Below are 24750 nucleotides of genomic sequence, written 5' to 3'. Positions count from 1 at the left end.
TTTATTACATTAACCCAAATAAATGCATAATTGGCCATACAAATATTAAACTATCAAATCGATCTAAAATACCACCATGTCCAGGTAGAATACGTCCAGAATCTTTTACACCATAGAAACGTTTAAACGCGGACTCAACTAAATCACCGCATTGTCCAAATACCGAAAGGATTAACGTAATCAAAATCATTATAGGAAAAGAATGATTTTGTGGGAAGAAGTAAATAAAGATACTTCCTAACAGTGTAGCCATTAATGTTCCACCAATTGAACCTTCCCATGTTTTATTTGGACTAATATGTGGTGCTAATTTATTTTTACCAAACTTACGTCCAAACATGTAAGCACCTGTATCTGTTGTCCAGATAACAATTAAAATATATGCTAATGTCATTAATCCGTTAAAATCGTTGCCTCTTGCCGCAATAAAATAATGAAATCCCATCCCGACATATAAAGAACTTAAGACAAAAACACCAGCATCATCAAATGAAAAACGATTTTTTGAAGTAACCATATACATTAATAGAAGTGCAACAAGAAAATAAAATACATTTACAGAAGAAATGTGAGCTGGTAAAAATTTAAACCACTTATCTGGTGCAATCACAGTTATTGTCATTAAGATACCAAAAGTAGCCTCTGGTGATATCAATAATTTTTTCTTCATTACAAATACTTCCGAAATACCAATGCATCCTAAAATTAAAGCAAATATCTGCAATGGTAGTCCACCAATAATAACCAATGGTATGAAAATACAGAGAGCCACAATTGCCGTAATTACGCGCTGTCTCATAAAAATTCTCCTATTCTTTTATACCACCGAAACGGCGGTCTCTTTTTTGATAATTTAGTATTGCATCTTTTAATGCATCTTCAGAAAAATCAGGCCATAATGTATCAGTAAACACTAATTCACTATAAGCAATTTGCCATAATAAGAAATTAGATATTCTTTCTTCACCACTAGTTCTGATTAGTAATTCCGGATCATTATAAGGTGCTAAATTACTAGTCATTAAATACTGGTCAATTGTTTTATCTGTTATCTCTTCAACGCTTAGTTTACCATTAGAGGTATCAGTTGCAATATTTTTGATAGCCGTCACAATCTCTGCTCGCCCACCATAATTTAATGCAAAATTAAGAACCATCCCTGTATTATCTTTAGTATCTTCCACTGCATTTTGAACAGCTAATTTTGTTTCATTTGGAAGCTGATCAATGTAGCCCATAACATTAACTTTTACATTCTTTTCAATTAATTCTGGTACAAACTTATCAAAAAAAGTACCCGGTAAACTCATCAGGTAATTAACTTCTGTTTCGGGCCGTTTCCAATTTTCAGTAGAAAATGCGTAAAGTGTTAAAACTTTAATCCCTAAATCACTTGCAGCCATAGTTACTGTTTTTACAGTATCCATACCGGTTTTATGTCCCGCAATTCTAGGTAAATGCCTTTTTTTTGCCCAACGTCCATTACCATCCATTATAACAGCAACATGTTTAGGAATTCTTTCCATATCCAATTGGATTAATTCATTTGTTTTATTTTTTTTAAAATTAAAAGCCATATTGTACCTCCAAGAATAGTTACATGTTCTATTGTAGCAAAAAAACAGGCACAAAACGACGCCTGTCTTAAAATAAAGCTATTTATTTAAACTGCTAAAATTTCTTTTTCTTTATCTGCTTGAATATTATCAATATTTTTAATTGATGCATTCGTCACATCTTGAGCTTGTTTTTCTAAATCTCGTAAATCATCTTCGGTTAAATCACCATTTTTTTCTGATTTTTTCAAGGCATCAACTGCATCACGTCTGATATTACGAATAATAACTTTAGCATTTTCTGCTTCAGCTTTAACGTCTTTAGCTAATTCCTTACGACGTTCTTCTGTTAATTGAGGAATAACTAATCGAATTGCTGATCCATCATTCGAAGGGCTAATTCCTAAATCAGCAACTAATAAACCATGTTCAATATCCTTCAAAGCACTTTTATCAAATGGCGTAATTAAAAGTACGCGAGCTTCTGGTACTGAAATTTGTGCAACTTGATTAAGTGGCGTTGGTGCACCATAATAATCTACTGTCACATTATTCAATAAACTAGCATTAGCTCGACCAGCCCGAATATTACCAAGATTTTTTTGAAGTGAAACCTCTGCTTTTGACATTTTATCTTGAGCATCAACTAATATAGGTTCTGTTATTTTCATTTATTTTCCCCTAACGGTTGTTCCGATGGTTTCACCGAGAACAACTTTTTTTATATTTCCTGGTTCGTTCAAATTAAATACGACTAACGGAATATCATTATCCATCGATAATGTACTTGCAGTTGTATCCATAACTTGTAAGTTTTTATTAATTATATCTAAATGTGTTAATTCTTCATATTTTGTTGCTGAGTCATCCTTTTGAGGATCAGCAGAATAGACACCATCTACGCCATTTTTTGCCATCAATATAACATCAGCATTAATTTCTGCAGCTCTTAACGCTGAAGTTGTATCTGTTGAGAAATATGGTGAACCCGTACCCGCAGCAAAAATAACAACGCGACCTTTTTCAAGATGACGAACAGCTTTACGGCGAATATAGGGTTCTGCAATTTGGCGCATTTCAATAGCTGTTTGAACTCGAGTTGGGACACCTACAGACTCAAGATTATCTTGCAATGCTAGTGCATTCATAACTGTTCCTAGCATCCCTATATAATCTGCCTGCGCACGTTCCATACCCATTGCGGCTCCAGCTTCACCACGCCACATATTACCACCACCAACAACGATAGCGACTTCAACACCCATTTCTTGAATTTCTTTTAATTCTTCAGCAACTTTTCTAATTACAGGTGGATTAATACCAAATCCTTGTTCTCCGGCTAATGCTTCACCGCTTAACTTCAACATAACGCGTCGATACTTAACATCTGACATCCAATGTTCCTCCTACAATCTATTTACAATTATTTTACCATATTTTAGGTATAATTAATAATTCAATTTATATCAAAATAAATTTATTAAAAAAAGTTTGTGCTTAAAGCACAAACTTTTGGATTGTAGAAAATTATTTAATTTGGCCCATAACTTCGTCTACAAAATTATTTTCTTTCTTTTCAAGACCTTCTCCAACTTCATAACGGATAAATAATTTAACTTTTCCACCCTTAGAAGCAACATACTTAGCAACTGTCATGTCAGGATCTTTAACAAAATCTTGATCATCTAAGCTAATATCAGCTAGATATTTATTTAAACGACCCTCAACCATTTTTTCAATGATATTTGCTGGTTTGCCTTCATTAGCAGCTTCTTTAGAAAGTACTTCTTTTTCATGTGCCAATTCATCAGCAGGTACTTGTTCACGAGATACATACTTAGGATTAATTGCAGCAACATGCATAGCAACATCTTTAGCAGTTGATTCATCAGCATCTGTAACGACAACAAGTGTTGAAATTGAGCCACCCATATGTGAGTATGATCCAAAACTTTCATTATCAGTTTTTTCTACTAATTCAAAACGACGTAATGAAATTTTTTCACCAATTACTTGTGTTGCTTCAATTAAATCATCATTAATTGTGCCACGGTCTGTTTTAATTGTAAGTGCTTCTTCAACATCTTTAGGATGTGCTTCAGCAATTTTAGTAGCAATCAATTTAACAAGTGTTTTGAATTGTTCGTTTTGAGCAACGAAATCAGTTTCTGCGTTAACTTCAACAATAGCTGCAAAGTTACCAGAGAATTGAACATCAGATAGACCTTCAGCAGCAACACGGTCACTTTTTTTAGCAGCCTTTGCCATACCTTTTTCGCGGAGGAAATCGATTGCTTTTTGCATATCACCGTCAACTTCAACGAGTGCTTTTTTTGCGTCCATCATACCGACACCAGTTGTATCACGTAATTCTTTAACTTGAGAAGCAGAAATTTTTGCCATTTGAATGGCCTCCTTGTTTAAATAATTTAATTGATTTTATATCTAAAAAAACTGCCTCAAAAGAAAGGGCCATTACAGTACCTAATTTTGAGACAGCCTAATTTATTTACTATTCAGCAGTTTTTTTATCATTTCCGCCTTCAACAGCTTCAACGATATCTTCGATTGAATCTACTTTTTCGTCAGCCTTTTTGAAAGAAGCTTCATTCACTTCTTCTTTACCTTGATTAGTTTCAATAATAGCATCAGCCATTTTTGCAGTAATCAAACGTACAGCACGAATTGCATCATCATTTGAAGGGATTTTTACATCAATTTCATCTGGATCACTATTTGTATCAACCATAGCGATGATAGGAATATTCAATTTTTGAGCTTCCTTAACAGCGATACGTTCTTTACGAGGATCAACAATGAATAATACATCAGGGATGCGAGGCATATCTTCAATACCACCCAAGAATTTTTCAAGACGATCTCTACGTTTAATTAATAAAGAAACTTCTTTTTTAGGAAGAAGATCAAATGTGCCATCTTCTGACATTTTTTTGATTTCTTTAAGACGTTTGATACGTTTTTGAATTGTGTTCCAGTTAGTTAAAGTTCCACCTAACCAACGATGGTTAACAAAGTATTGTCCAGCACGAGTTGCTTCTTCTTCAATAGCATCTTGTGCTTGTTTCTTTGTACCAACAAAAAGAACAACACCATCATCTTCAGCAGCTTTTTTCATTGATGCATAAGCAGCATCAACTAATTTAACTGTTTTTTGTAAATCAATGATATAAATACCATTTCTTTCAGTAAAGATGTATGGTTTCATCTTTGGGTTCCAGCGACGTGTTTGATGTCCAAAATGAACACCGGCTTCGAGCAATTGTTTCATACTAATAACAGCCATAATGTAGTGCCTCCGAGTAAAAGTTTTATTTTCCTCCCAAGTGTTCAACTGTGCTAAGACTCTCCCGAGCACCCTCAGTCACATCCCACAAGGTGTGAATTGATGTTTTAACATCGTCTTTAAGTATACAAAATCTAAAATTAGAACACAAGTCTTATTTTTAATTATTTAACTTCTGTTTCCACAACGCCTGTTGTTAAAAATTGATAAGCACTATTCAAAGCAATTTCAACCATATTTTTAACTGCAGTTTCAGTATAGAATGCAATATGAGGTGTTAAAATAACATTTACCATATCTAAAAGTTCATTAAATAATGGATCTTCAATAGATGAGTCCGTTAAATCATGATTAAATATTGGATTTTCGAATTCATACGTATCTAAAGCTGCTCCACCAACTTGTCCTGATTTTAATGCGTCAATTAAATCTTCAGTATTAATTAACGTTCCACGGGCTGTATTTACAATCAGAACTCCGTGTTTCATTTTTTCAAATGAATCTCGATTAAGCATGTGTTCATTCTCTTTTGTAGCTGGCGTATGTAATGTAATAACGTCTGCTTGTTCGAACAACTCATCTAATGTATCAACATAAATACCACTCTTTTTTAATTCAGCATTTGGATAGACATCGTATGCAATAACTTTTGCACCGAATCCTTTGTAAATGTCCATTGCAACCCGGCCAATACGTCCAGTTCCAATAACACCCACGGTTAAGCTTCTCAACTCGCGTGAAATATTTGGAGCCCAACGATAGTCTTGATTTTTAATTTTTAAATTAAATTCTGGTGTTCTTCTTAAGAGTTGCATCAATTGTGTCACAGAAAATTCAGCAATCGCGTTAGGTGAATACGCTGGGACATTTGTCACCGTCACACCGTATTTTTTAGCTGCAACTAAATCAATATTATCAACCCCGACATTTCTAACAGAAAGAATCTTAATATTCATCTCTTTCATTTTAGAAAATAATGTTTCGTTATAAGGGATTGTTTGCAATGCAATAATACCATCAAATCCATCCGCTTGCTGTATCGTTTCATTCGTTAATAAATCTTGAGTAATTTCAACATCAACTTGATTGTCATCAGACCATTGATTACCAAATCCAACTTCATCTTTTCTCATACCGAACGCAATTAGTTTCATAATACAAAATCCTCCATTTTCTGACTAATTTTATTTAAATTTAACTTCTTTATCAGAATGTCCTGTTTCTATTAAGTCTTTACTTGCATTCAAAGCATCTATAACCATATTCCTGACAGCAGGCTCTGTATAGAACGCTGTGTGTGGGGTAATTAACACATTCTCACGTTGCAATAAGTTTTTAAAAGTACCATTTACTTGTGATTCTGTTAATTCTTTATTGAAATAATCAGTCTCATTTTCAAGTGTATCTAATGCGGCACCGGCTACTTTCCCTGAATCTAGCGCTCTTATCAGTGCATCGGTGTCAATCAATGTTCCTCTGGCCATATTCAAAATATGCACACCATTTTGCATTTTACTAAATGCTTCGTCATCTAATAAATGATAATTATCTTCAGTAGCAGGGCTATGAATTGTGATAACTGTTGATTTTGCATATAGCTCATCTAATGTATCAACATAGATTCCTTCTTCTTTCAAAGCAGGATTTTGATAAATATCATATCCAATAATTTTTGCACCAAATGCTTTAAAAATTTTAATGGCTGTTTGCCCAATTCTTCCTGTACCAATCACACCAACTGTTTGTGTGCGGATTTCTTTAGAGATATCGGGTTCCCAAGTGAAATCGTTATTCTTCATTTTACGATTAAATTGTGGTGTTTTTCTAAATAACTCCAACAATTTAGCTACAGATAGCTCCGCAACAGCACTTGGAGAATAAGATGGCACATTCGTCACAATCAATCCATACTTATTAACTGCATCCCCATCAACGTTATCCACACCAGTATTACGAATCGATAAATAATTAATATTTAAATCATGAATTTTTTTAATTAATTCAGGTGTATAGTCCTTTTGTTGGTAGGCAACGATAGCGTCATAATTTTCTGCTAATTGAACTGTTTTTTCGTCTAATAATTCATTAACAGTTTTTATTTTAATTTGATTATCTTTTTCCCATTCTTGGACATACAATAATTCATCTTCTCGGATACCATACGCAATGATTTTCATAATGTTATACCTCTTTATTTTAAAATTTATACTTTCATTATATCATTTGAAATCTTTTTATACATTATTTCAGATTTCAACTGATTGCTTTTTTAAATAAGCAATTTTTTTATCTCTTGATTGGTGTTTGAAAGCATATTCTTTCTTTAATGCTTCAGATTTCGTTTCAAATGATTCCTGCAAAATCATTTTCAAAGGCCGTCTACTAGCTAATTTTGTGTACTTTGCACCTTTCCCTGCATTATGCGTTGCAAGTCTTTTTTCGGGATCCGTTGTAAATCCGCCGTATAGTGTATTATCAGCGCACAGTAATACATAGAAATAATATTTTTTTTCATCTTCCATAAACAATCTCCTGAACCATTTGTGTGTACTCATCATCGTTACCATAAACAACAATAGGAGGCATAATCCTAATTCCTGCTGCATTGCCATCCTTAATTGCTTCAATTAGGACCATGTTAGCCTCTTTTCCCTCTTTTGGATGAACAAATTGGATTTTTTTAGGCGCCAACCGATGATTAACCATTTTACTTAGAATTTCAGGCAATCGATCAGGACGGTGTACGAAAAAAGTTTTCCCCTTCATTTTCAATAAACCGCTAGTAATTTCTAGAATACTATCTAAATTAGTTGTAATTTCATGTCGTGCAATTGCTAAATACTTGTTAGGATTCTGAGAAGATTGTGGCGTATTTGGAAAATAAGGTGGATTACACAATACGGTATCAATTGAGTCTTTTTCTAGATAATCAAACGTGTTGATTAAATCTGTTTGCTTAACTTGTACTTGATTTTCCAAGTGATTCAATTCAATACTTCTATTTGCCATATCAGCTAATTTTTCTTGAAGTTCAATCTGATAAATTTGACCCTTTGTTTTTTGACTAACAAATAACCCGACTGCACCATTGCCCGCACATAAATCAACTATTTTAGTTGATTCTTTTCTTGAAACATCTGCAAAATGGGCTAATAAAACAGCATCCAGTGAAAAAGAAAAAACATCTGAACTCTGAATGATTTTAATTTGATTTGAGTATAATTGGTCAATACGTTCATTGTTATTAAGTGAAACCATTTTTCATTACCCATTTTCTATAATTTTTTTTAAACTTGCAACTTTTAATTTAATTAGTCATACTTACCATACAAAGTTTAAAATTTGAAAGGATTGTTGCCACATGTTTTATTCATTTGCACGAGGTATTGTACGAGTACTTTTATTCTTAATCAATGGGAATGCCCACTATATTAATAAAGAAAAACTACCTGAAGGATCGTATATTTTAGTAGGTCCACACCGAACTTGGTTTGACCCCCTTTACTTTGCCTTAGCTGGTAGTCCTAAAAAGTTTTCATTTATGGCAAAAAAAGAACTATTTGTAAATCCAATTTTACGCTATATCTTAATTCATGCCAATGCTTTTCCAGTTGATCGAGAAAATCCAGGTCCATCAACAATTAAAACGCCAGTTAAATTTTTAAAAAAAGGCGAATTATCATTAATTATGTTTCCCTCAGGTACCCGACATTCCGAGGAATTAAAAGGTGGTTCACTCTTAATTGCTCGAATGGCACAGGTACCCCTAGTTCCAGCAGTCTATCAAGGTCCATTAACCTTAAAGCAACTTTTCAGTAGAAAAAGAGTAACCGTTTCATTCGGTGATCCAATCTATTTAGACAAAAAAACAAAATTGACTGATGAGGTCCAAACAGAAATGGACACCCAATTAATGGCTGCATTTCAAAAATTAGATACTGAAATTAATCCCAATTTTAAATATGTTGATCCCCATAAAAGTAAAAATAATAATTAAATTCCAAAAAAAATACTGGTAGGAAATCATATTGATTTTCTACCAGTATTTTTATTTAAAATTAAACTTAATCATCTGATATATTTTGTAAACTATACATGTCAGCGTATTTACCATTTAATTTTAGTAATTCTTCATGTGTTCCTCGTTCAACAATTTGACCCTTATCCAACACTAGAATTTGGTTAGCGTCAACAATAGTTGACAGTCTGTGTGCGATAACAAGCGTCGTTCTATTTTGTCTCATTTGTTTTAACCCATCTTGTATAAGTTGTTCCGTCTCCGTATCAATATTAGCTGTAGCTTCATCCAATATTAAAATTTTGGGATTAGTTACAATCGTTCTCGCAAATGAAATCAATTGCTTTTCACCAGCGGAGTATGTTGCCCCTCGTTCAACAACTTTCGTTTGATACTGCCGAGGTAATTTATCAATAAATTGATCAGCATGAACAAATTTAGCAGCTTTTTCAATTTGTTCATCAGTAATATCTTGATTAAACATTCTAATATTTGAAGCAACATTACCATAAAATAAAAATGAATCTTGTAATACAAGCCCCATTTTTTTACGTAACTCTTCTGTCGAATATTTTTTAATATCTAAACCATCAATTAAAATTTGCCCTTCTTCAAAATCATAAAATCTCATCAAAATATTGATGGTTGAACTTTTACCACTACCCGTGTGTCCAACGAAAGCAAGTGTTTCACCAGGTTGTACCGTAAATGATATATTCTTTAAAACAGCATTCTCATCATCATAAGAAAAAGTAACATTTTTGAATTCAATTTTACCTTCAGTAATTGTGGCTCCTGCCACGGGTGTTTGTTGTGGTTCTATTGTTTGGTCATCAAGAACACTAATGATTCGGCTACCTGCAACGATTCCATCTTGGAAAGTTGTCAAATAATCCATTAAGTTTGTCATGGGATTGAAGAAATTTTGTAAATATGTTAGAAATGCATATACCATTCCTGCTTCAACAAAATGATCTAAACTGCTAATTCCAAATAACCCAAGTGTCATTACTACAGCCAATGCATAAAATAAACTAATAATTGGTGAAAGTAACAATGAATTAGTTCGAATCATTTCAAATCTTTTTTTCAAATAAAGTTCATTAGTGTCCTCAAATTCGCCTTCAATCCGTTTTTCTTGGCGAAATTGTTGAATCACATTTATTCCAACGATAGATTCATTTAATTTAGTATTTAATCGACTCAAATATTCTCTCATTTGTCGATAAACCTTTGAACTAAACCGTTGGTAATACCATGTTGTTATTAGTAAAATTGGTATAAAAATCAACGTTACCAATGCAATCTGTGGCTTGGCAATATACATTGCTACAAAAGCAGAGATAAGTGAAAATACACCAACGATTAATGTCATAAATAGCGTCCAAAAATCTGCTAATGTCATCGTATCATTAGTAACCCTAGAAACAACAGCTCCAGCCGGTGTCTTATCAAAGTAACGCATCCCTAACGTGTGAATTTTTTTAAAAAGAATGACACGTATTTTTTCTAATGTTTTTTCTGCACCCATTGAGTACAAATACATTTGAATGAATTGAGTAATTGCTTTTAAAATTACACCGATAAAGTAAAGACCCGCAAATAAAAACATAATATTTAGTGGTGTTGATTTCGATTGAAGATAGTTATCCATATAATACTGTAAAAGAAGAGGTAGTAATATATTAATTCCACTTAATATGGCCGCAAATAAAATTGCGATTAAAAAATCGGCTTTAAAATCTTTTGTATAGGGCAACAATCTTTTAATAACTGTTCTTTGTTCTTTACCGCTCAGTTCTTTTTGCCAGCTAGATTTAGGCTTTTCACTCATTAATTTCATCTCCCTCTAACTTGCTTTCAAGTTGTTGTTTAGTTGTCATTTGATAGTACCAACCTTTTGATGTCATTAACGTATCATGCTGTCCTCGCTCAATAATTGTTCCACCATCAATTACGATAATTTCATCTGCATCTTTTACACTACTCATACGGCTTGCAGAAATAATAGTTGTTTTATTTTGACGTTTCTCTTTTAATCTAGTTAAAATAATAGATTCCGTTCTGGCATCAACTGCCGAAAGAGCATCATCCAAAATTAATAGCTCTGGATTAATTACAAGGGCACGAGCGATAGCTAAACGTTGCTTTTGGCCACCAGAGAGGGATATTCCTTGTTCTCCAACCTCTGTTTCATATTTTAGTGGTAATTCAGTGATATCACTATCCAAATCAGCATTAAATGCAGCCATTTCAACCTTTTCTTTTGTTAAATTCATATTAGCAAAACGTATATTATTTAAAATAGTTGTTGAAAATAAAAAGCTTTCCTGAGGAACGTAACCAATTGACTTCAGATACGTATCTAAGGCATACTCTTTAATATTTGAATTATTAACTGAAATCATTCCGTTGTATGCATCAAATTCACGAAGTATCAATTTCATAATCGTTGATTTGCCAGCACCCGTTTTTCCAACAATGCCAAGAGTTTGACCAGAACCAATTTCAAATTTAACATTATGCAAGCTTTCCCGATCATCATCTGGATAATTAAAATGCTGGACATCAAATTTAAAAGATCCCACCGGTAATTTATCTAACCCCTTTTCATTATCTACAATGCCACTTTTTTGATTTAATAATATTTGAACACGATCATAACTAGCATTTCCACGTTCAATAACATTAAATAATCGACCAATAGCAAACATCGGCCAAACAAGTAACGCAATATAACTTATAAATGAAATCAGTTGTCCAATTGAAATAACGTTGTTAGCCACATAGTATCCACCTAAAATGATAGTGCAAACATATGACAATCCAATAATTAAACTTGTTATTGGATCAAACAATGCATCCAATAAATTAACTTTTCTATTAATCTTGATAGTTTCTTCAACTTTTCCTTCAAAATCTTCAATATCTTCTTGTTCTTGTCCAAGAGTCTTAATCACTTTAATTCCGCTGACACTCTCTTGCGTTTTATTATTCAACGTTGAAAACGCTGCTTGAGATGTAGAGAAAGCAGTGTGTATTTTAGTTCCTAAATATCTAGCCATAACCGCCAATAAAGGTAACGGAATAATTGCTAAGATTGTTAAACGCCAATCTATTAAAAATATCATTGCAATTATAGTTGTCCCACCCGTGATAATTGAATCAGCAAAAGTTAGTATACCTGCACCAGCAACCTGCTGAATAGCTGTTAAATCATTCGTTGCATGTGCCATCAAATCGCCTGTTCTATTTTGCTGAAAAAAAGATTGATCCATTTGCATAAAATGTTTAAATAATCGAGTACGTAAAATTTTTTCAAGGCGAGCAGCGCTACCCCAAATATTGGTTCTCCAGATATATCTAAACAGATATTGCCCTAATGCAACAAAAACTAAGATACTAATCCAAATTGCTAACTTACTCACTGTTAGTTCATTTTCACTCATACTATCAACGATATTTCCAATAATTTTAGGTGGAATAATTTGGAAGATTGCCACTAAAATCAGAAAGAATACTGCGATTCCATACGATTTTTTTTCTTGTTTAAAAAACCATCCAAGTTTTCTAAATATAGTCATTCTAACTCCTCCTTTTTATAAAAAAAAACAAGCAAAGGAAATCCTTGCCTGTTCATAAAATATTAAATTATTTTTTTTGCGAACTATTTTTTGCTTGTGCATTCATAGATGACATCATCTGATGTAATTTCTTTTCAGAAGGTTTTTGGCCCATTTGGACCATCATCATTCTTAACATATCTTCATTGATTGGTGGGTTCTTTTGTAAATATGTTTCCATATACTTACGAGCACCGAAAAATCCTCCGACAAGTCCAACTGCTAACGCAATAACGGCGATTAAAATCGTCATTCCCATTGACATAATTCAAGACCCCTTTCAATTCACTTCAATCACTAATTCTACACAATTTTCACATAAAAGAAAAGGTAAATCTATTCAAATTGGGAACTATTTTCTTAGTTATCTCGTAAACCTTTATCACGTTGAACTTTTTTTACTTTGTCAGGTGTTACTTCTTTACCTGTTTTATCATAAACCTGCATCATTTCAACTCGACTTCTAAAACTTTCTCTAAATAATGCAAGATACGTTTCACGAAGTTCTTTTCTTTCAGCTTCTTCAGCCTTTGTTAAACCTTCATCAGTTTTACTTTTTGCAGCTAATTCATTTATTCTTGGTGCTAAATCTTCTGGGATCATTTATTATCACTCCTTAAAATTTCACTCATAAGCATACCTGATAATATGATAAAAAACAATTATTCAAATTAACCGAACGTTTGTTTGCAACAACTACTTTCATATGCTACTATTAAAATAATAAATAATGATGATGAGGTGTACTAAATGACAAAAGCATCTGACAGCAAACAACTTGCAGTCTTGCGCTTTATTCATGAACGAGTGGACACGAAGGGTTATCCACCAACTGTTAGAGAAATTGGCGAAGCTGTTTCTCTATCATCTACTTCCACTGTTCATGGACACATTGCTCGACTTGAAAAAAAAGGATTACTAACTAAAGATCCCACCAAACCTAGGGCAATTGAACTTACACCACTTGGATTAGATGCGATTGGCGTTAATAGTCATGAAAATTTAATTCCAATGGTCGGGACCGTTACTGCTGGTGTACCCATTTTGGCTGTTGAACAGGTAACTGATTATTTCCCCCTCCCACCTGACTTTAATTCCTCAGATGATTTATTCATGTTAACAATTCGCGGAGAAAGCATGATTAATATTGGGATATTAAATGAAGATCAAGTTATTGTCAGAAAACAGTCAACTGCTGAAAATGGTGAAATTGTTATTGCAATGAATGAATTTGATGAGGCAACCTGTAAAAGATTTTTCAAAGAAGAAAATCATTTTCGTCTCCAACCCGAAAATGATTCAATGGAACCAATTATTTTAGATTCTGTCTCTATTTTAGGCAAAGTCATTGGACTCTATCGTCATTTTTAATGAACAAAGCAGAAAAAGCTACTAAATTAGTCAGACTAATCTAGTAGCTTTTTCTATTGAATAGAATATTGCCTTTGCATATTTTTGCTGCCTATTAAAATATATTTAGATTTATCATTACTGTAATCTAAATAAATATCTGCTCCATCATTTTTTAAATGATTTTGATACATATTCTCGTATAATTCAATAGAAACTTGAACACGTTCTTCTAAATTAATTTTCGGTAATTGACTCTTGAAATTATCTGTTAATGTACCAGAAAAGAATTCTCCAACTGCCCCTGAACCATAGCTATACATCCCTATTCTATCACCGGCCTCTAAATCATTACTATTTTCAAGTAAAGATATAAAGCTTAAATATAGTGAGCCAGTATATAAATTTCCAACCTGATTATTATACTTTTTAGCTGCCTCAAATTCTCGTTCTAATTCAATTTTTTTGCTATCTGTCGCTTCATTAAGGACTTCTCTTAAACCTTTAACACCAAGTTTTGTATATGGCAAATGATATAAAATAGCCTTAAAATCAGCAACAGTTAATCCTGTTTTATTTTTATACTCATTCCATGTTTGATTAAAAAAATCTAAATATACGTTCTGAGAAGTTTTACCGTCTACAAGTGCTTCGCTGTGATTTAATGGGCGCCAAAAATCCATAACATTTTCCGTTACAAATCCACTATCTGCATCTAATAAAAGTATTTTTGGGTTTTTCGTAATAATCATTGCGACAGCGCCGCCACCTTGTGTAGGTTCACCCGCAGTATTTAGACCATATCTAGCAATATCAGCACCAATGACTAAAACCTGACTATTTGGATTAAGCGACACATGTCCTTTTGCCAATTGAATAGCGGCCGTTGCTCCATAGCAAGCTTGCTTAATTTCGATTGATCTCACGTGTTTTAAGCCTAAAAGACCTGAAACGTAGGCTCCTGCCGACTTTGAATTATCAATACCGGATTCTGTTGCAAAAATAACAAAGTCAATTTTGTCTCTATTTTCGTTATCTATTAATAGATCTGCAGCATTTGCACCCATCGTCACCACGTCCTGTGTCGGCGGTATAACAGCCATTTTTGATTGGCCAATTCCAATTAAATATTTATTAGGATCTACATTTCTGACATTAGCTAATTCTGACATATCAACGTACTGATTCGATGTAAAAAAATTAATTCGATCAATTCCAATTTTCATTAATCTTCCAGCTTCCATTTATTATATTGTTTTTATTGTACTTGATGTCTCATTTGATGGCAAGATTTGGTATCACTGGTTTAAAAAGGTATCATTATTCAGTTTCAAATACTAAACCTAAATACTTTTATTACTACCCTAGAAATATCTTTATCAATAAACTATCACACTCGGCGAACAGATAAAATTTGGCAACGATTACAAGACTCATTGGTCGTATTGCACTTAATTGCACTTAATTGCACTTAATTCCCCTTGAATACTAATTATAGAATCACTTTATGTATTCTCTTGTAATTGTCCAGTTAGACGTATAAAATTTAACCATATATTTATACGAAAAAGGGGATTAATATGATTGCACAAACATTTTATTTAATTGTTTTAATTATTTGGGTGTCTATGATTGGGTTAACTATTTGGGATAAAGGTTTGACTAATTTTTTTAAATATATATTCACCCCTACAAAAATACCAAGACAAAATAGATTTAAACACCCTTTTTTGTCGTTTTTAGTTATTCAAGAAAAAGAACAAAAATTTTATTTTTATGCAGTAAGTTTTTTAATAGGTACAATTTTTGGTCTAATGTTTTTCCCCAGGTTCTTAATTTTAAGACTACTAACATTTAGCATTGCTTCATTACTGTTTTGTTATAGTTTTTTTTCATACCTAAAATTATTCCCTAAAAAAACAAAACTCTGGCAAATTGAATCGTATTTATTATTACTTATTACTACATTCATTTTTTATCTAATTAATTATATGAATTTGATTACACCACTAATGGAAACAACAGTTATTTTTACATTTATATTAGGTATTATTATCATTACCTTTAGTTCATTCTATTTATTAAAATTACTTTCATACATTGTTCAAAATAATTTTGCACATACTGTACAGGTTATTGCTGAATTTGCATTAAATATTTTCTATGAAGGTTTGCTTGTTGGAACTTCTTTAATAGGCGTTTTAGGAGGTGAATCAAAAGTTACCGAATTTGTCTCTAAGTTACCCAGTGTCCATGTTGTTGATCACTTAGTAGCTATTTCATATTATGGCTTGAGTGATTTTTTTGGAGACCCCATAAATTCTATTCAAAATGTTCAGTCATATCCAACAATAATTTTATATATTCATCTGCTAAGCTTATTATTTGGCGCAAGCTACACGTGGATATTTCTTGCTAACTTAATAAGCATTGATAATAATTAAATGAGTTTTGCAATTATATTAAAAAGTTGATATACTAAACAAAGTTATTTTGGAGAGTTGGCAGAGTGGTAATGCACCGGACTCGAAATCCGGCGAACGCTGTAATGGCGCGCGCAGGTTCAAATCCTGTACTCTCCTTTTTATATCATATTAAACCAAAATAAAAAAACACAAACGCCAGTTTAAAGGCATTTGTGTTTTTTATTTTGTATAAAAAGAGACTATAAAGCATTAAAACATCATATGACTTTGCACATATTTCGCACATTTTTATATACCTAACATTAAAAAAGCTTTAAGTGACTTTCTGAATTATAAAAAATCAGTATTATACCTGTATCTTGGACCCAAACTGATGTATATATAATTAATATTTCGCAAACAACCGTCTGTTCTTGGTAAAAGGAAGATAATATTCAAAAGCTCGTAGCTTAATTTAAAAATAAAAAGCTCTAGTATTGGACGAAAATCCAATACTAGAGCCTCATTTTATAAAATTATACAACAATAGCTATCATAAAGCTGTAATCATGAATTTAATAGTTCATTAAACTGAATATATCATAGTCTTTTATTTTTTGACGGCCCTTTAAATCATCTAATTCAATAAAAAAGGCAGTCCCTACAACAATACCACCTAATTGTTCAACTAATTCTATCGTCGCTGCAATCGTACCACCAGTTGCTAATAAATCATCTGTTACTAAAACCCTCTGTCCAGGTTGTACCGCATCCTTATGCATATATAGTGCAGATTCTCCGTACTCCAATGCATACTTGGCCTCAACGGTTTCTCGAGGTAACTTACCTTTTTTTCTAGCTGGTGCAAATCCTACACCTAGATCATAGGCCACTGGACATCCAACAATAAACCCTCTAGCTTCAGGGCCAACAATCATCTCAACATTTTTACTCTTGGCATATTCTACAATTTTATTTGTTGCTTCGCGGTATGCTGCTCCGTCTGCCATTAAGGGTGATATATCTCGAAAAACAACACCTTTTTCTGGGTAATCAGGAATTGCAGCAATATACTTTGTTAAATCTAATACCATTAATAAACGCTCCTTTAATCTTCTGTATTCAATTGTTCAAGTATCCACTTTTTAAGATCATTCTCTTTAGAGTAGACTAACTTATCTTCAGCTAATATTCGATTATTTCTTAGCTTATATTCAGAAGTATTTTTAATGTCCATTTTATTTGTTGTACTTTTTCCAGTCATTAATCCATCTTTTATTTTAACAAATTCCAACTCTAAAAACACCTTAATCATGAATATTAATAAATTTTTCTTTATTTTTAAAAAATCAGATAAGACGATTAGTTGATTATTAATATCAACATCTTTATGACTCATCACAAATTTATATAACTTTGCATACTGTTCTCTGGATGGCATACCATCTAAATAGGCACTGTTAGTCTTTAAAAATACTGCAATTATTTTCTGACTATCCGATAAACGTAATATTGTAGACATTTGTTCCAACGAGCTTGGGCAATCTACAAATATAATTGTTCTTTGATTATCAAAATCTGATACACTTTTTAGTTGATCAGCCTGCTTAAATATCTGTTTGTCTGATGAAAATTGTTTTACTTGGTCATAATTTTTTTTATTCCAGAATATAAACAAGCCTTCATTTTGAAATAAACTTTTATTCACGTGGTCAGTTCTTTCATCAATAATTACAAGCCCTTCAAATTTAATGTCCTGTACCATTAACTGTAAATTTGTTTTATTCATCCATACATTTTTTTCAATTTCACCGATTAATTTGATCTCATCTAAAGTATTCTTGAAATCATCAACATACTTTGCATTTGAAAATGAAATTCCACTAATTTTTTCTTTCTCACCAACAACTTCAAATTTTAAGTGAGTTCCTGTTTTACCAATAGCCTTAACATTTTGTATTGATTTATATTTAATTTCAAAAATCGGTTTTTCATTGTCTGTACCAAATGGTTTTAATTTTTCAATATCCTTATAAAAATCCAAAGTCAATTGATCTACATTTAGCTTTGCTACAACCACTTTGGCTGGCTTAACGTTCAATTGAATTCCTTGAGATACTGCTTCATTTTCCAAGTCTAATCTAAATCTTTCTAAGTTTTGAATGGGAAATGTTAATCCCACGGCCATATGATGTCCACCAAAATGAGATGTTAATTCTCTATGTTCATTAATTGCGTTATACAAATGAAATGTATCAATACTTCGACCGGATCCTTTTAAATAGCCCTTCTCTGTATCTTGGTTTAAAATAATTGTCGGTTTACCAGTTACTTCAACAACACGACTAGCAACGATACCTAATACACCTTCGTGCCAATTTTCACCTGTTATTACCAGTGTTTTCTTGTACTGATTATACTCTGCTGTAGCCTGTTTCAATGCTAGTTCTAATATATCTGCTACAATTTTTTGACGGCGTACATTTTCAGATTGAACAAAGTTTGCTATTTCCTGTGCTCGTTCATCGTCTAGACTAGTTAACAGTTCAACACCAATATTTGCATCACCTAATCGCCCAATTGCATTTAAACGCGGCGCAATACCAAAACCAATATCTTTTTCATCTACTGTTTCCTGTTTTACATTCGCAACTTCCATTAATGCAATCAATCCTGGCCGGAACGTTTGTTGTAAAACCTTCAGACCGAAACTTACAAGTGAACGATTTTCATCTGTCAGTGATACCAAATCTGCTACTGTACCGATTACCACTAAATCTAGTAATTCTTCTGAAATATCACCTGTTAATGCACTCGCAACTTTAAATGCCACACCAGCACCTGAAAGTTCTCCAAACGGATATTTTCCTTCAGGATGTCGAGGATGAATTATTGCATAAGCCTTTGGTAAAACATCTGGTAATTCATGATGATCGGTTACGATAACATCTATACCTTGAGATTGAGCAAATTCTATTGCTTCATTCCCTGATACACCATTATCAACAGTAATAATCAAATTAGTACCATTGTCTATTATTCTTTTATAAGCATCTACATTAGGTCCGTAACCATCTATAAATCGGTTAGGTATATAAGTTTCCACATCTGCGCCCATATCACTAAGTGTCTCAAACATGATTGAGGTACTCGTTAACCCATCAGCATCATAATCACCATAAACCGTTATTTTTTGATTTTTAACTATTGCTTGTTGAATTCGTTCAATTCCTTTACTCATATCATGCATAAGCATTGGATCGTGAATGTTTTCTGCTCCTACATTTAAAAAATCAGTAATAGCTTTTTCAGATGTAAGTCCGCGGCTCCATAGTAAAGATATCAATGAATGATCTAATTGAATATTTTCAAATATTTCATTAGGTATTTTGTCATTACTTAAATCTAAAAACTTCCAACTATACTTTGATTCAATCATGTTAAACCTCTACTTTACTAACGATTTATATTTTCTGATTTTAACGTTTTAATTTCATTTTGTAGTAATTGAACTTCTTTTCTATTCTGAGTTTTTATTTTATCAATTGAATTTTTCAATGATTCATCAAAATTATTTTTATAGTCATCCAATTGTTGATTTAATTCTTTATTTTCTTTTTTTAATTTTAAAGTTGCACTTGTTGTTAACAGACCTATCAGTAGTGCTCCTGCTAAAATTGAAAATAATAAAATAAGAATCATTGGCATTTTAATTTCTGCAAACCAAAAATTAATTGAAACTTCCTTTACATTTAAAATTGAAAAAATTGCTATTACGATAATAAGTAATAACGCTATGATTGTTCGCCATTGTTTTTTCATATTTTCCCCCACTATTTTTTGTTAAATACTGTACCCGCAAGTAAATCTCCCATTTTAGGGAAAATTGTATATCCCAAATATGCCATTTCCATATAATATGGTAAATTAATTTCGCGTTTATTTGTACTTATGTTTCTTGATATAATCTTTGCAACATGCGCAGGATTTAGCATCATTGATCCAATATTTTTTAAATAGTTGCCCTCTTTATCAGCTATTTTGAAGAAATTAGTATCAATTGGTCCAGGATTAACTGTCATAACTTTAATCCCTAGTGGTTTTAATTCTAATCTCAACGCATTAGAATAACCAAGGACACCATATTTCGTTGCTGAATAAATTGCTGATTTCGGTGTTGCAATTTTCCCAGCAATAGATGCAATATTAATAATAACGCCATATTTTCTATCTGCCATATTTAGCGCAACATTTTGAGTCATGTACATTAGCCCCAAGACGTTTACTCTAAACATTTTTTCAGCAACATCCATATCAAAAGATAACACATTCTCCATCAAACCAAACCCTGCATTATTTATAAGTACTTCAATCGGTCCAATTGAAGATTCAATTTTTTTAACCATTTTTTCAATTTGAATTGGATCAGAAACATCACATTCAATCGCATAAGCCAATCGACCAGATAGACGCTGACAAGCATCTTTAACCTCTGTAAGTTTATCCATTTGTCTAGCGCAAATAACAACAATTGCACCTTTTCTAGCAACCTCATATGCCAGTTCCTTACCTAAACCACTTGAACCACCACTAATTAGAACGATTCTATTACGTAAATCTTTTAACTCTTTATATTGACTAATCATTTACTTTTTCCTTTTGAGAAAACGGCACATTAATTACATCAAAATCTCTAACAACCGTTGTATTTTTAAAGATACTTCTTGCCTCACTCTGTAAAGTAATGGCCATTTTACCAACATATCTTGCGGAAATATGTGTCAATAATAACATTTTCACGTTTGATTTTTTAGCGATTTCTGCAGCCTGAGCACTAGTTGTATGATAATAATTCCTTGCCATTTTTGATTCAGCTTTTTCAAATGTACTCTCATGAACCAGAACATTTGCATTTTCAGCTAATGTATAACTATTTTTTGTTTTTCTTGTATCGCCCAAAATTGTGACAATACGCCCTTTTTTAGTTTCTCCCAAAAAATCATTTCCATTTAATTTTGTGCCGTCTTCTAATTGAACTATTTTACCGGCTTTTAATTCTCCATAAATTGGACCAGACGGAATATTTAATTCTTTAAGTTTATCTATTTGTAATTCGCCTGCATAATCATGTTCCACAATTCGATAACCCACGCTTATAATACGATGATCTAAGTAATCAAAATATACTTTAAAAGTGCTATCTTCAAATATTAATCCAGGTTTATCAAGTTCTACAAATTTAATTGTATATGACAACTTCGTTTCAGAAACTTGTAAACTGGTCTTCACAAAATTTTGAATTCCTTTAGGACCAAAAATAGTTAAAGGTCCATTACCTCCTTGAAATGATCGGCTACTCAAAAGACCTGGCAACCCAAAAATATGATCTCCGTGTAAATGTGTAATGAATATTTTTTCGATTTTCCGAGGTTTTATTGTCGTTTGTAAAATTTGATGTTGTGTTGCTTCACCTACATCAAACAACCAAACACTATTACGTTCATCTAGTAGTTTTAGTGCAATACTGGTTACATTTCTATTTTTTGCAGGTGCTCCTGCTCCTGTACCTAAAAATTCTAATTCCATATTATTAACCTATCCTTACTTATTCATTTGATTTCATTGGTAATGTAACTTCAAAAACGACACCCTTCGGTATCTTATTTCTAACTTCAATTTTACCTTTATGCTCTTCAACGATCCATTTCGCAATTGACAAGCCTAACCCATTACCACCTGTTTTACGATTTCTTGATTTTTCTTCTCTATAAAAGCGTTGGAAGATTATTTTTTTATGTGTATCACTAATATTTTCTCCATCATTAATGACTTGTATCACTAGTTGCTTAGCCGACTCAATAACGATAAACGAAATTTCATTACCCGCTACTGTGTATTTCAATGCATTATCAAGTAAAATGACAATTAATTGATGTATACGGTCTTCGTCTAATTGAATGTACTTACTTGCAATATTTATTTGAAAATAAAATTGTTTATTTTGACTAAGCGCAATATCTGCATAAGGATGAATAATATTCTCAAAGTATTCCTTAGCAAGGACTTTCTTAAAGTTAAACACATTAGCATTAGAATCTGAATTAGCTAACAATAATAGATCTTTTGTTAGATTATTTAATCGTCTAATCTCACTTAATGAAGTTGCAATTGACTCGCTTTCATCGATAATATTTGCATTAGGTTTTGTTAACAAATACTCTAATTTATTTTGTACTATCGTCAATGGTGTTCTAAGCTCATGGGCTGCATTATCGATAAATTCTCTTTGCTTATTCCATGCACTAATCGTTGGTTTAATACTAATAGATGATAAAATAACACTTAAGGCAATCGACAACATTCCAAAAATAAGCAGAGATACAAGTAAAATATTCCTAAAACTAATCAATGAGTTTTGATTAATCTCAATATTTTCAATAATTTGAATATATCGTGCTTTATGCCATTTTTTAACAGCTGAGTCTGGAATTTCCATTAAGTATGACCTAAACGTAGGTCCGTTTTTTTGTTTAATTGTTTTAAATTTGTTTAAATCAGATTTTTTAAATGGTATCTTATTAAAAACGGGGTATCTGGTACCCATTGCATCTTTATTAATTATTTCTCCATTTTGTGACCATAAGATTTGATAGACTTTAAAGTCAGGTGCTTGCTTCAAAAGTGGACTATCATCGATTCTATTTATGGAGACATAATTAGAATCTTTTATTCGTCTAATTTGTTTTTTCATTGATATATCTACATTAACTGTTAAGGTGTCATTAAATGAACTATATACAATTAAACCAAGTGTTACAAAAATAATACTGAAGCTTAAAAGATACATAAAAAATAATTTTATACGCGTATCTCTATTTGCCTTATTTTTCATCAGGTTCAACCAGATAACCAACGTTTCTAATTGTTCGAATCATTTTTTCATGACCAATCTTTTTTAATTTTTTTCTCAGATTACTCATATAAACTTCTACAACCGTAATGCTAGTATCGGACGTAAATCCCCAAACACGGTCAAATATTTGTTCTTTCGTTAAAATAGTATTCTTATTTTCCAGTAAGTATGTTAAAAATTCATACTCTTTACCCTGTAAATTGATAGATTGGCTGCCAGAAATAATTGTTCTGTTATCAGATAAAATCATATCTTGATATTTTAATTCACTATCTATTTCAAATTTCATTGTTCTTTTCAGAAGAGCCTTTATTCTCATTTGTAATTCGTTTAAATTGAATGGCTTAGCTAAATAATCATCCGCCCCTAAATTAAATCCGGTAATTTTATCGTCAACACTATCTTTTGCTGATAAGATTAGCACTGCCGTGTCAATTTTCTTTTCTCGAATTTTTTTTAATACATCAAATCCCGATATTGTAGGAAGCATTAAATCTAAAATAATAATATCATATATATTTTGTGAAGCTTTAAAAAAGCCTTCCTCGCCATCGAACGCTTGCTCTAACGTCATAATTTTTGCTGTTGCTTCAACAATATTATCAGAAATAATTGTATCATCTTCAATAATTAATCCTCTTGGCATTTTTTTTCCTCATTCCTTTCATTTTCATTAAAAAAAATGCATAATAATTATATCTTCTACTAAAGGATGGTTAAATATTATGCGAATGATCGATTTAGAATTAGCCACTATTGATTTAAATAAAAATTTTAATTTATATTACACTACTAATAATCTATTTTACCCTATTTCTAAGGTAATTAGTACATCAGAATATTTTATTTTAATTGTTACTCCCTCTGATAAACCCTTGTTACTTCAAGATTTACTTCACGTATCTGAGTTGAAATCACGTCATAATAAGCTGTTTATCCAAACTATTGATAAAAATTTACATTTAATTTTAGGTTATAAAATAGATCATAATAAACTATTTTTAGCTTAAAACTTAAAATAGATCTGTCTTCATTCTACTCTGATGCTATTATATATATCGCATGGAGTATTAATAAAAAATGCTAACTGCTGTTATACAGTTAGCATTAGTGACATTTGTTAATAGATAAAGTTATTCTACATAATTATCCTGTCTTTATAGTATATCTAAAAAATGGAGGTAAAACAAATGAATATTCTATCTACAACAGTAAGTATCGTTGCCCTATTAATTTCACTGTATACCCTGTACATCGTCCTAAAAAGTAATAGATAAATTAAACGCTAATTTTTAACACAATACATTATTCATACAACTACTGGATTAAGTCATCAATTGTCCTATCTTATTCAAAAAAGGACAATATTAGTTTGTTGAAACAAATTTAAAAAACATTATAGAACATAGCTATTTTAAGGGTGTACACTTTCTGGTGTTGGTGAAATAAAATTCATCAACACCAGTTTTTTATTCTGAAAACAAAAAAAGAGGCCACCATGACCTGTACTAGGCCCTGTCAAGTTGACGGATGAAATAATATAAAATTTAATATGTTTCTAAATGGCTTTATCCCAGTATT

26 protein-coding genes and 1 tRNA gene are annotated in these 24750 nt (G+C 31.9%); 5 read left to right on the top strand and 22 right to left on the bottom strand.

The genetic code is table 11. From position 1 onward, the window contains the following. Positions 1-4: 4 nt before the first annotated feature. The 10 genes from AC1RP4_RS01955 to AC1RP4_RS01910 form a co-directional block, all read right to left on the bottom strand. Positions 5-799 carry a phosphatidate cytidylyltransferase gene (locus tag AC1RP4_RS01955; protein WP_409022448.1) on the bottom strand — a complete coding sequence of 265 codons (795 nt, stop codon included), beginning with the start codon at positions 797-799 and terminating at the stop codon, positions 5-7. A gap of 10 nt (positions 800-809) precedes the next feature. After that, entirely contained in the window at positions 810-1577 is a 768-nt protein-coding gene (locus tag AC1RP4_RS01950; RefSeq protein WP_481761385.1) for an isoprenyl transferase, read from the bottom strand. Positions 1578-1663: 86 nt separating this feature from the next. Then, entirely contained in the window at positions 1664-2227 is a 564-nt protein-coding gene (gene frr, locus AC1RP4_RS01945) for a ribosome recycling factor (protein ID WP_409022446.1), read from the bottom strand. Next, a complete protein-coding gene (pyrH, locus tag AC1RP4_RS01940) occupies positions 2228-2950 on the bottom strand; it encodes a UMP kinase (RefSeq protein ID WP_481761386.1) in 723 nt (240 codons plus the stop codon). A 133-nt stretch (positions 2951-3083) separates the two neighbouring features. Continuing rightward, positions 3084-3959, bottom strand: a complete 876-nt coding sequence (gene tsf / locus AC1RP4_RS01935) for a translation elongation factor Ts (protein ID WP_481761387.1) — start codon at positions 3957-3959, stop codon at positions 3084-3086. Between the two features lie 109 nt (positions 3960-4068). Further along, positions 4069-4860, bottom strand: coding sequence for a 30S ribosomal protein S2 (gene rpsB / locus AC1RP4_RS01930; protein WP_409022443.1), 792 nt, complete (start codon positions 4858-4860; stop codon positions 4069-4071). A 164-nt stretch (positions 4861-5024) separates the two neighbouring features. After that, complete coding sequence (locus AC1RP4_RS01925) at positions 5025-6014, bottom strand: D-2-hydroxyacid dehydrogenase (RefSeq protein WP_481761388.1); 990 nt, start codon at positions 6012-6014, stop codon at positions 5025-5027. A 30-nt stretch (positions 6015-6044) separates the two neighbouring features. Continuing rightward, on the bottom strand, positions 6045-7037 hold the full coding sequence (locus AC1RP4_RS01920; RefSeq protein ID WP_481761389.1) for a D-2-hydroxyacid dehydrogenase: 993 nt from the start codon (positions 7035-7037) through the stop codon (positions 6045-6047). A 69-nt stretch (positions 7038-7106) separates the two neighbouring features. Then, positions 7107-7382: a GIY-YIG nuclease family protein gene (locus AC1RP4_RS01915; protein WP_409022440.1), complete on the bottom strand. Its 276-nt coding sequence runs from the start codon at positions 7380-7382 to the stop codon at positions 7107-7109. Then, the gene (locus tag AC1RP4_RS01910) at positions 7372-8118 is read right to left on the bottom strand and encodes a tRNA1(Val) (adenine(37)-N6)-methyltransferase (RefSeq protein WP_409022439.1); all 747 of its coding nucleotides are present in this window, start codon (positions 8116-8118) and stop codon (positions 7372-7374) included. Before AC1RP4_RS01910 ends, AC1RP4_RS01915 begins: the two co-directional genes overlap by 11 nt. 103 nt (positions 8119-8221) lie before the next feature. Between AC1RP4_RS01910 and AC1RP4_RS01905 the strand changes: the two genes are divergently transcribed. Continuing rightward, positions 8222-8857, top strand: coding sequence for a lysophospholipid acyltransferase family protein (locus AC1RP4_RS01905; RefSeq protein ID WP_409022438.1), 636 nt, complete (start codon positions 8222-8224; stop codon positions 8855-8857). 67 nt (positions 8858-8924) lie between these two features. Here the strand turns inward: AC1RP4_RS01905 and AC1RP4_RS01900 are convergent, their stop codons facing one another. The 4 genes from AC1RP4_RS01900 to AC1RP4_RS01885 all read right to left on the bottom strand — a co-directional run bounded on the left by AC1RP4_RS01900 (position 8925) and on the right by AC1RP4_RS01885 (position 13104). Continuing rightward, positions 8925-10712: an ABC transporter ATP-binding protein gene (locus AC1RP4_RS01900; protein WP_481761390.1), complete on the bottom strand. Its 1788-nt coding sequence runs from the start codon at positions 10710-10712 to the stop codon at positions 8925-8927. Beyond that, positions 10705-12462, bottom strand: a complete 1758-nt coding sequence (locus AC1RP4_RS01895; RefSeq protein ID WP_481761391.1) for an ABC transporter ATP-binding protein — start codon at positions 12460-12462, stop codon at positions 10705-10707. Before AC1RP4_RS01895 ends, AC1RP4_RS01900 begins: the two co-directional genes overlap by 8 nt. A gap of 67 nt (positions 12463-12529) precedes the next feature. After that, positions 12530-12766, bottom strand: a complete 237-nt coding sequence (locus AC1RP4_RS01890; protein WP_112249992.1) for a YneF family protein — start codon at positions 12764-12766, stop codon at positions 12530-12532. A gap of 95 nt (positions 12767-12861) precedes the next feature. Further along, complete coding sequence (locus tag AC1RP4_RS01885; protein WP_409022435.1) at positions 12862-13104, bottom strand: DUF896 domain-containing protein; 243 nt, start codon at positions 13102-13104, stop codon at positions 12862-12864. Positions 13105-13251: 147 nt separating this feature from the next. Between AC1RP4_RS01885 and lexA the strand changes: the two genes are divergently transcribed. Then, entirely contained in the window at positions 13252-13872 is a 621-nt protein-coding gene (gene lexA, locus AC1RP4_RS01880; protein WP_409022434.1) for a transcriptional repressor LexA, read from the top strand. A gap of 53 nt (positions 13873-13925) precedes the next feature. Here the strand turns inward: lexA and AC1RP4_RS01875 are convergent, their stop codons facing one another. Next, complete coding sequence (locus tag AC1RP4_RS01875) at positions 13926-15077, bottom strand: hydroxymethylglutaryl-CoA synthase (RefSeq protein ID WP_481761392.1); 1152 nt, start codon at positions 15075-15077, stop codon at positions 13926-13928. Between the two features lie 354 nt (positions 15078-15431). Here AC1RP4_RS01875 and AC1RP4_RS01870 point away from each other — a divergent pair, with 354 nt between their 5' ends. Both AC1RP4_RS01870 and AC1RP4_RS01865 read left to right on the top strand, forming a co-directional pair. Continuing rightward, positions 15432-16295 (top strand): hypothetical protein, encoded by an 864-nt coding sequence (locus AC1RP4_RS01870; protein ID WP_481761393.1) that lies wholly within the window; start codon positions 15432-15434, stop codon positions 16293-16295. Positions 16296-16346: 51 nt separating this feature from the next. Then, a tRNA-Ser gene (locus AC1RP4_RS01865) sits at positions 16347-16433 on the top strand. A 398-nt stretch (positions 16434-16831) separates the two neighbouring features. On the opposite strand, the gene AC1RP4_RS01860 is transcribed toward AC1RP4_RS01865, so the two are convergent. From AC1RP4_RS01860 to AC1RP4_RS01830, 7 genes are read right to left on the bottom strand one after another with little or no spacing between them, the layout of a single operon-like run. Beyond that, positions 16832-17350 carry an adenine phosphoribosyltransferase gene (locus tag AC1RP4_RS01860; protein ID WP_481761394.1) on the bottom strand — a complete coding sequence of 173 codons (519 nt, stop codon included), beginning with the start codon at positions 17348-17350 and terminating at the stop codon, positions 16832-16834. A 14-nt stretch (positions 17351-17364) separates the two neighbouring features. Next, on the bottom strand, positions 17365-19695 hold the full coding sequence (gene recJ, locus AC1RP4_RS01855) for a single-stranded-DNA-specific exonuclease RecJ (protein ID WP_481761395.1): 2331 nt from the start codon (positions 19693-19695) through the stop codon (positions 17365-17367). Between the two features lie 17 nt (positions 19696-19712). Beyond that, positions 19713-20078 (bottom strand): lipopolysaccharide assembly protein LapA domain-containing protein, encoded by a 366-nt coding sequence (locus AC1RP4_RS01850; protein ID WP_481761396.1) that lies wholly within the window; start codon positions 20076-20078, stop codon positions 19713-19715. 11 nt (positions 20079-20089) lie between these two features. Then, a complete protein-coding gene (locus AC1RP4_RS01845) occupies positions 20090-20899 on the bottom strand; it encodes an SDR family NAD(P)-dependent oxidoreductase (RefSeq protein ID WP_409022789.1) in 810 nt (269 codons plus the stop codon). After that, positions 20895-21842: a ribonuclease Z gene (rnz, locus tag AC1RP4_RS01840; protein WP_481761397.1), complete on the bottom strand. Its 948-nt coding sequence runs from the start codon at positions 21840-21842 to the stop codon at positions 20895-20897. Before rnz ends, AC1RP4_RS01845 begins: the two co-directional genes overlap by 5 nt. A 19-nt stretch (positions 21843-21861) precedes the next feature. After that, positions 21862-23148: a sensor histidine kinase gene (locus AC1RP4_RS01835; protein ID WP_481762402.1), complete on the bottom strand. Its 1287-nt coding sequence runs from the start codon at positions 23146-23148 to the stop codon at positions 21862-21864. Next, a complete protein-coding gene (locus AC1RP4_RS01830) occupies positions 23138-23815 on the bottom strand; it encodes a response regulator transcription factor (RefSeq protein ID WP_409022427.1) in 678 nt (225 codons plus the stop codon). The genes AC1RP4_RS01835 and AC1RP4_RS01830 overlap by 11 nt, the downstream gene beginning before the upstream one ends. Positions 23816-23900: 85 nt before the next feature. Between AC1RP4_RS01830 and AC1RP4_RS01825 the strand changes: the two genes are divergently transcribed. Then, the gene (locus AC1RP4_RS01825; protein ID WP_481761399.1) at positions 23901-24179 is read left to right on the top strand and encodes a hypothetical protein; all 279 of its coding nucleotides are present in this window, start codon (positions 23901-23903) and stop codon (positions 24177-24179) included. The last annotated feature ends 571 nt before the right edge of the window (positions 24180-24750 follow it).

The organism is Dellaglioa sp. CoH-56-MRSF-10, from assembly GCF_056782175.1.
The sequence above is the reverse complement of the archived record's forward strand: the minus strand, read 5'-3'. Positions and strand labels throughout refer to the sequence as shown.

Excerpts from the sequence above, each read along its gene's own strand:
- AC1RP4_RS01955 (WP_409022448.1), bottom strand. The coding sequence starts at position 799 with ATGAGACAGCGCGTAATTACGGCAATTGTGGCTCTCTGTATTTTCATA.
- AC1RP4_RS01950 (WP_481761385.1), bottom strand. The coding sequence starts at position 1,577 with ATGGCTTTTAATTTTAAAAAAAATAAAACAAATGAATTAATCCAATTG.
- frr (WP_409022446.1), bottom strand. The coding sequence starts at position 2,227 with ATGAAAATAACAGAACCTATATTAGTTGATGCTCAAGATAAAATGTCA.
- pyrH (WP_481761386.1), bottom strand. The coding sequence starts at position 2,950 with ATGTCAGATGTTAAGTATCGACGCGTTATGTTGAAGTTAAGCGGTGAA.
- tsf (WP_481761387.1), bottom strand. The coding sequence starts at position 3,959 with ATGGCAAAAATTTCTGCTTCTCAAGTTAAAGAATTACGTGATACAACT.
- rpsB (WP_409022443.1), bottom strand. The coding sequence starts at position 4,860 with ATGGCTGTTATTAGTATGAAACAATTGCTCGAAGCCGGTGTTCATTTT.
- AC1RP4_RS01925 (WP_481761388.1), bottom strand. The coding sequence starts at position 6,014 with ATGAAACTAATTGCGTTCGGTATGAGAAAAGATGAAGTTGGATTTGGT.
- AC1RP4_RS01920 (WP_481761389.1), bottom strand. The coding sequence starts at position 7,037 with ATGAAAATCATTGCGTATGGTATCCGAGAAGATGAATTATTGTATGTC.
- AC1RP4_RS01915 (WP_409022440.1), bottom strand. The coding sequence starts at position 7,382 with ATGGAAGATGAAAAAAAATATTATTTCTATGTATTACTGTGCGCTGAT.
- AC1RP4_RS01910 (WP_409022439.1), bottom strand. The coding sequence starts at position 8,118 with ATGGTTTCACTTAATAACAATGAACGTATTGACCAATTATACTCAAAT.
- AC1RP4_RS01905 (WP_409022438.1), top strand. The coding sequence starts at position 8,222 with ATGTTTTATTCATTTGCACGAGGTATTGTACGAGTACTTTTATTCTTA.
- AC1RP4_RS01900 (WP_481761390.1), bottom strand. The coding sequence starts at position 10,712 with ATGAGTGAAAAGCCTAAATCTAGCTGGCAAAAAGAACTGAGCGGTAAA.
- AC1RP4_RS01895 (WP_481761391.1), bottom strand. The coding sequence starts at position 12,462 with ATGACTATATTTAGAAAACTTGGATGGTTTTTTAAACAAGAAAAAAAA.
- AC1RP4_RS01890 (WP_112249992.1), bottom strand. The coding sequence starts at position 12,766 with ATGTCAATGGGAATGACGATTTTAATCGCCGTTATTGCGTTAGCAGTT.
- AC1RP4_RS01885 (WP_409022435.1), bottom strand. The coding sequence starts at position 13,104 with ATGATCCCAGAAGATTTAGCACCAAGAATAAATGAATTAGCTGCAAAA.
- lexA (WP_409022434.1), top strand. The coding sequence starts at position 13,252 with ATGACAAAAGCATCTGACAGCAAACAACTTGCAGTCTTGCGCTTTATT.
- AC1RP4_RS01875 (WP_481761392.1), bottom strand. The coding sequence starts at position 15,077 with ATGAAAATTGGAATTGATCGAATTAATTTTTTTACATCGAATCAGTAC.
- AC1RP4_RS01870 (WP_481761393.1), top strand. The coding sequence starts at position 15,432 with ATGATTGCACAAACATTTTATTTAATTGTTTTAATTATTTGGGTGTCT.
- AC1RP4_RS01860 (WP_481761394.1), bottom strand. The coding sequence starts at position 17,350 with ATGGTATTAGATTTAACAAAGTATATTGCTGCAATTCCTGATTACCCA.
- recJ (WP_481761395.1), bottom strand. The coding sequence starts at position 19,695 with ATGATTGAATCAAAGTATAGTTGGAAGTTTTTAGATTTAAGTAATGAC.
- AC1RP4_RS01850 (WP_481761396.1), bottom strand. The coding sequence starts at position 20,078 with ATGAAAAAACAATGGCGAACAATCATAGCGTTATTACTTATTATCGTA.
- rnz (WP_481761397.1), bottom strand. The coding sequence starts at position 21,842 with ATGGAATTAGAATTTTTAGGTACAGGAGCAGGAGCACCTGCAAAAAAT.
- AC1RP4_RS01835 (WP_481762402.1), bottom strand. The coding sequence starts at position 23,148 with ATGAAAAATAAGGCAAATAGAGATACGCGTATAAAATTATTTTTTATG.
- AC1RP4_RS01830 (WP_409022427.1), bottom strand. The coding sequence starts at position 23,815 with ATGCCAAGAGGATTAATTATTGAAGATGATACAATTATTTCTGATAAT.
- AC1RP4_RS01825 (WP_481761399.1), top strand. The coding sequence starts at position 23,901 with ATGATCGATTTAGAATTAGCCACTATTGATTTAAATAAAAATTTTAAT.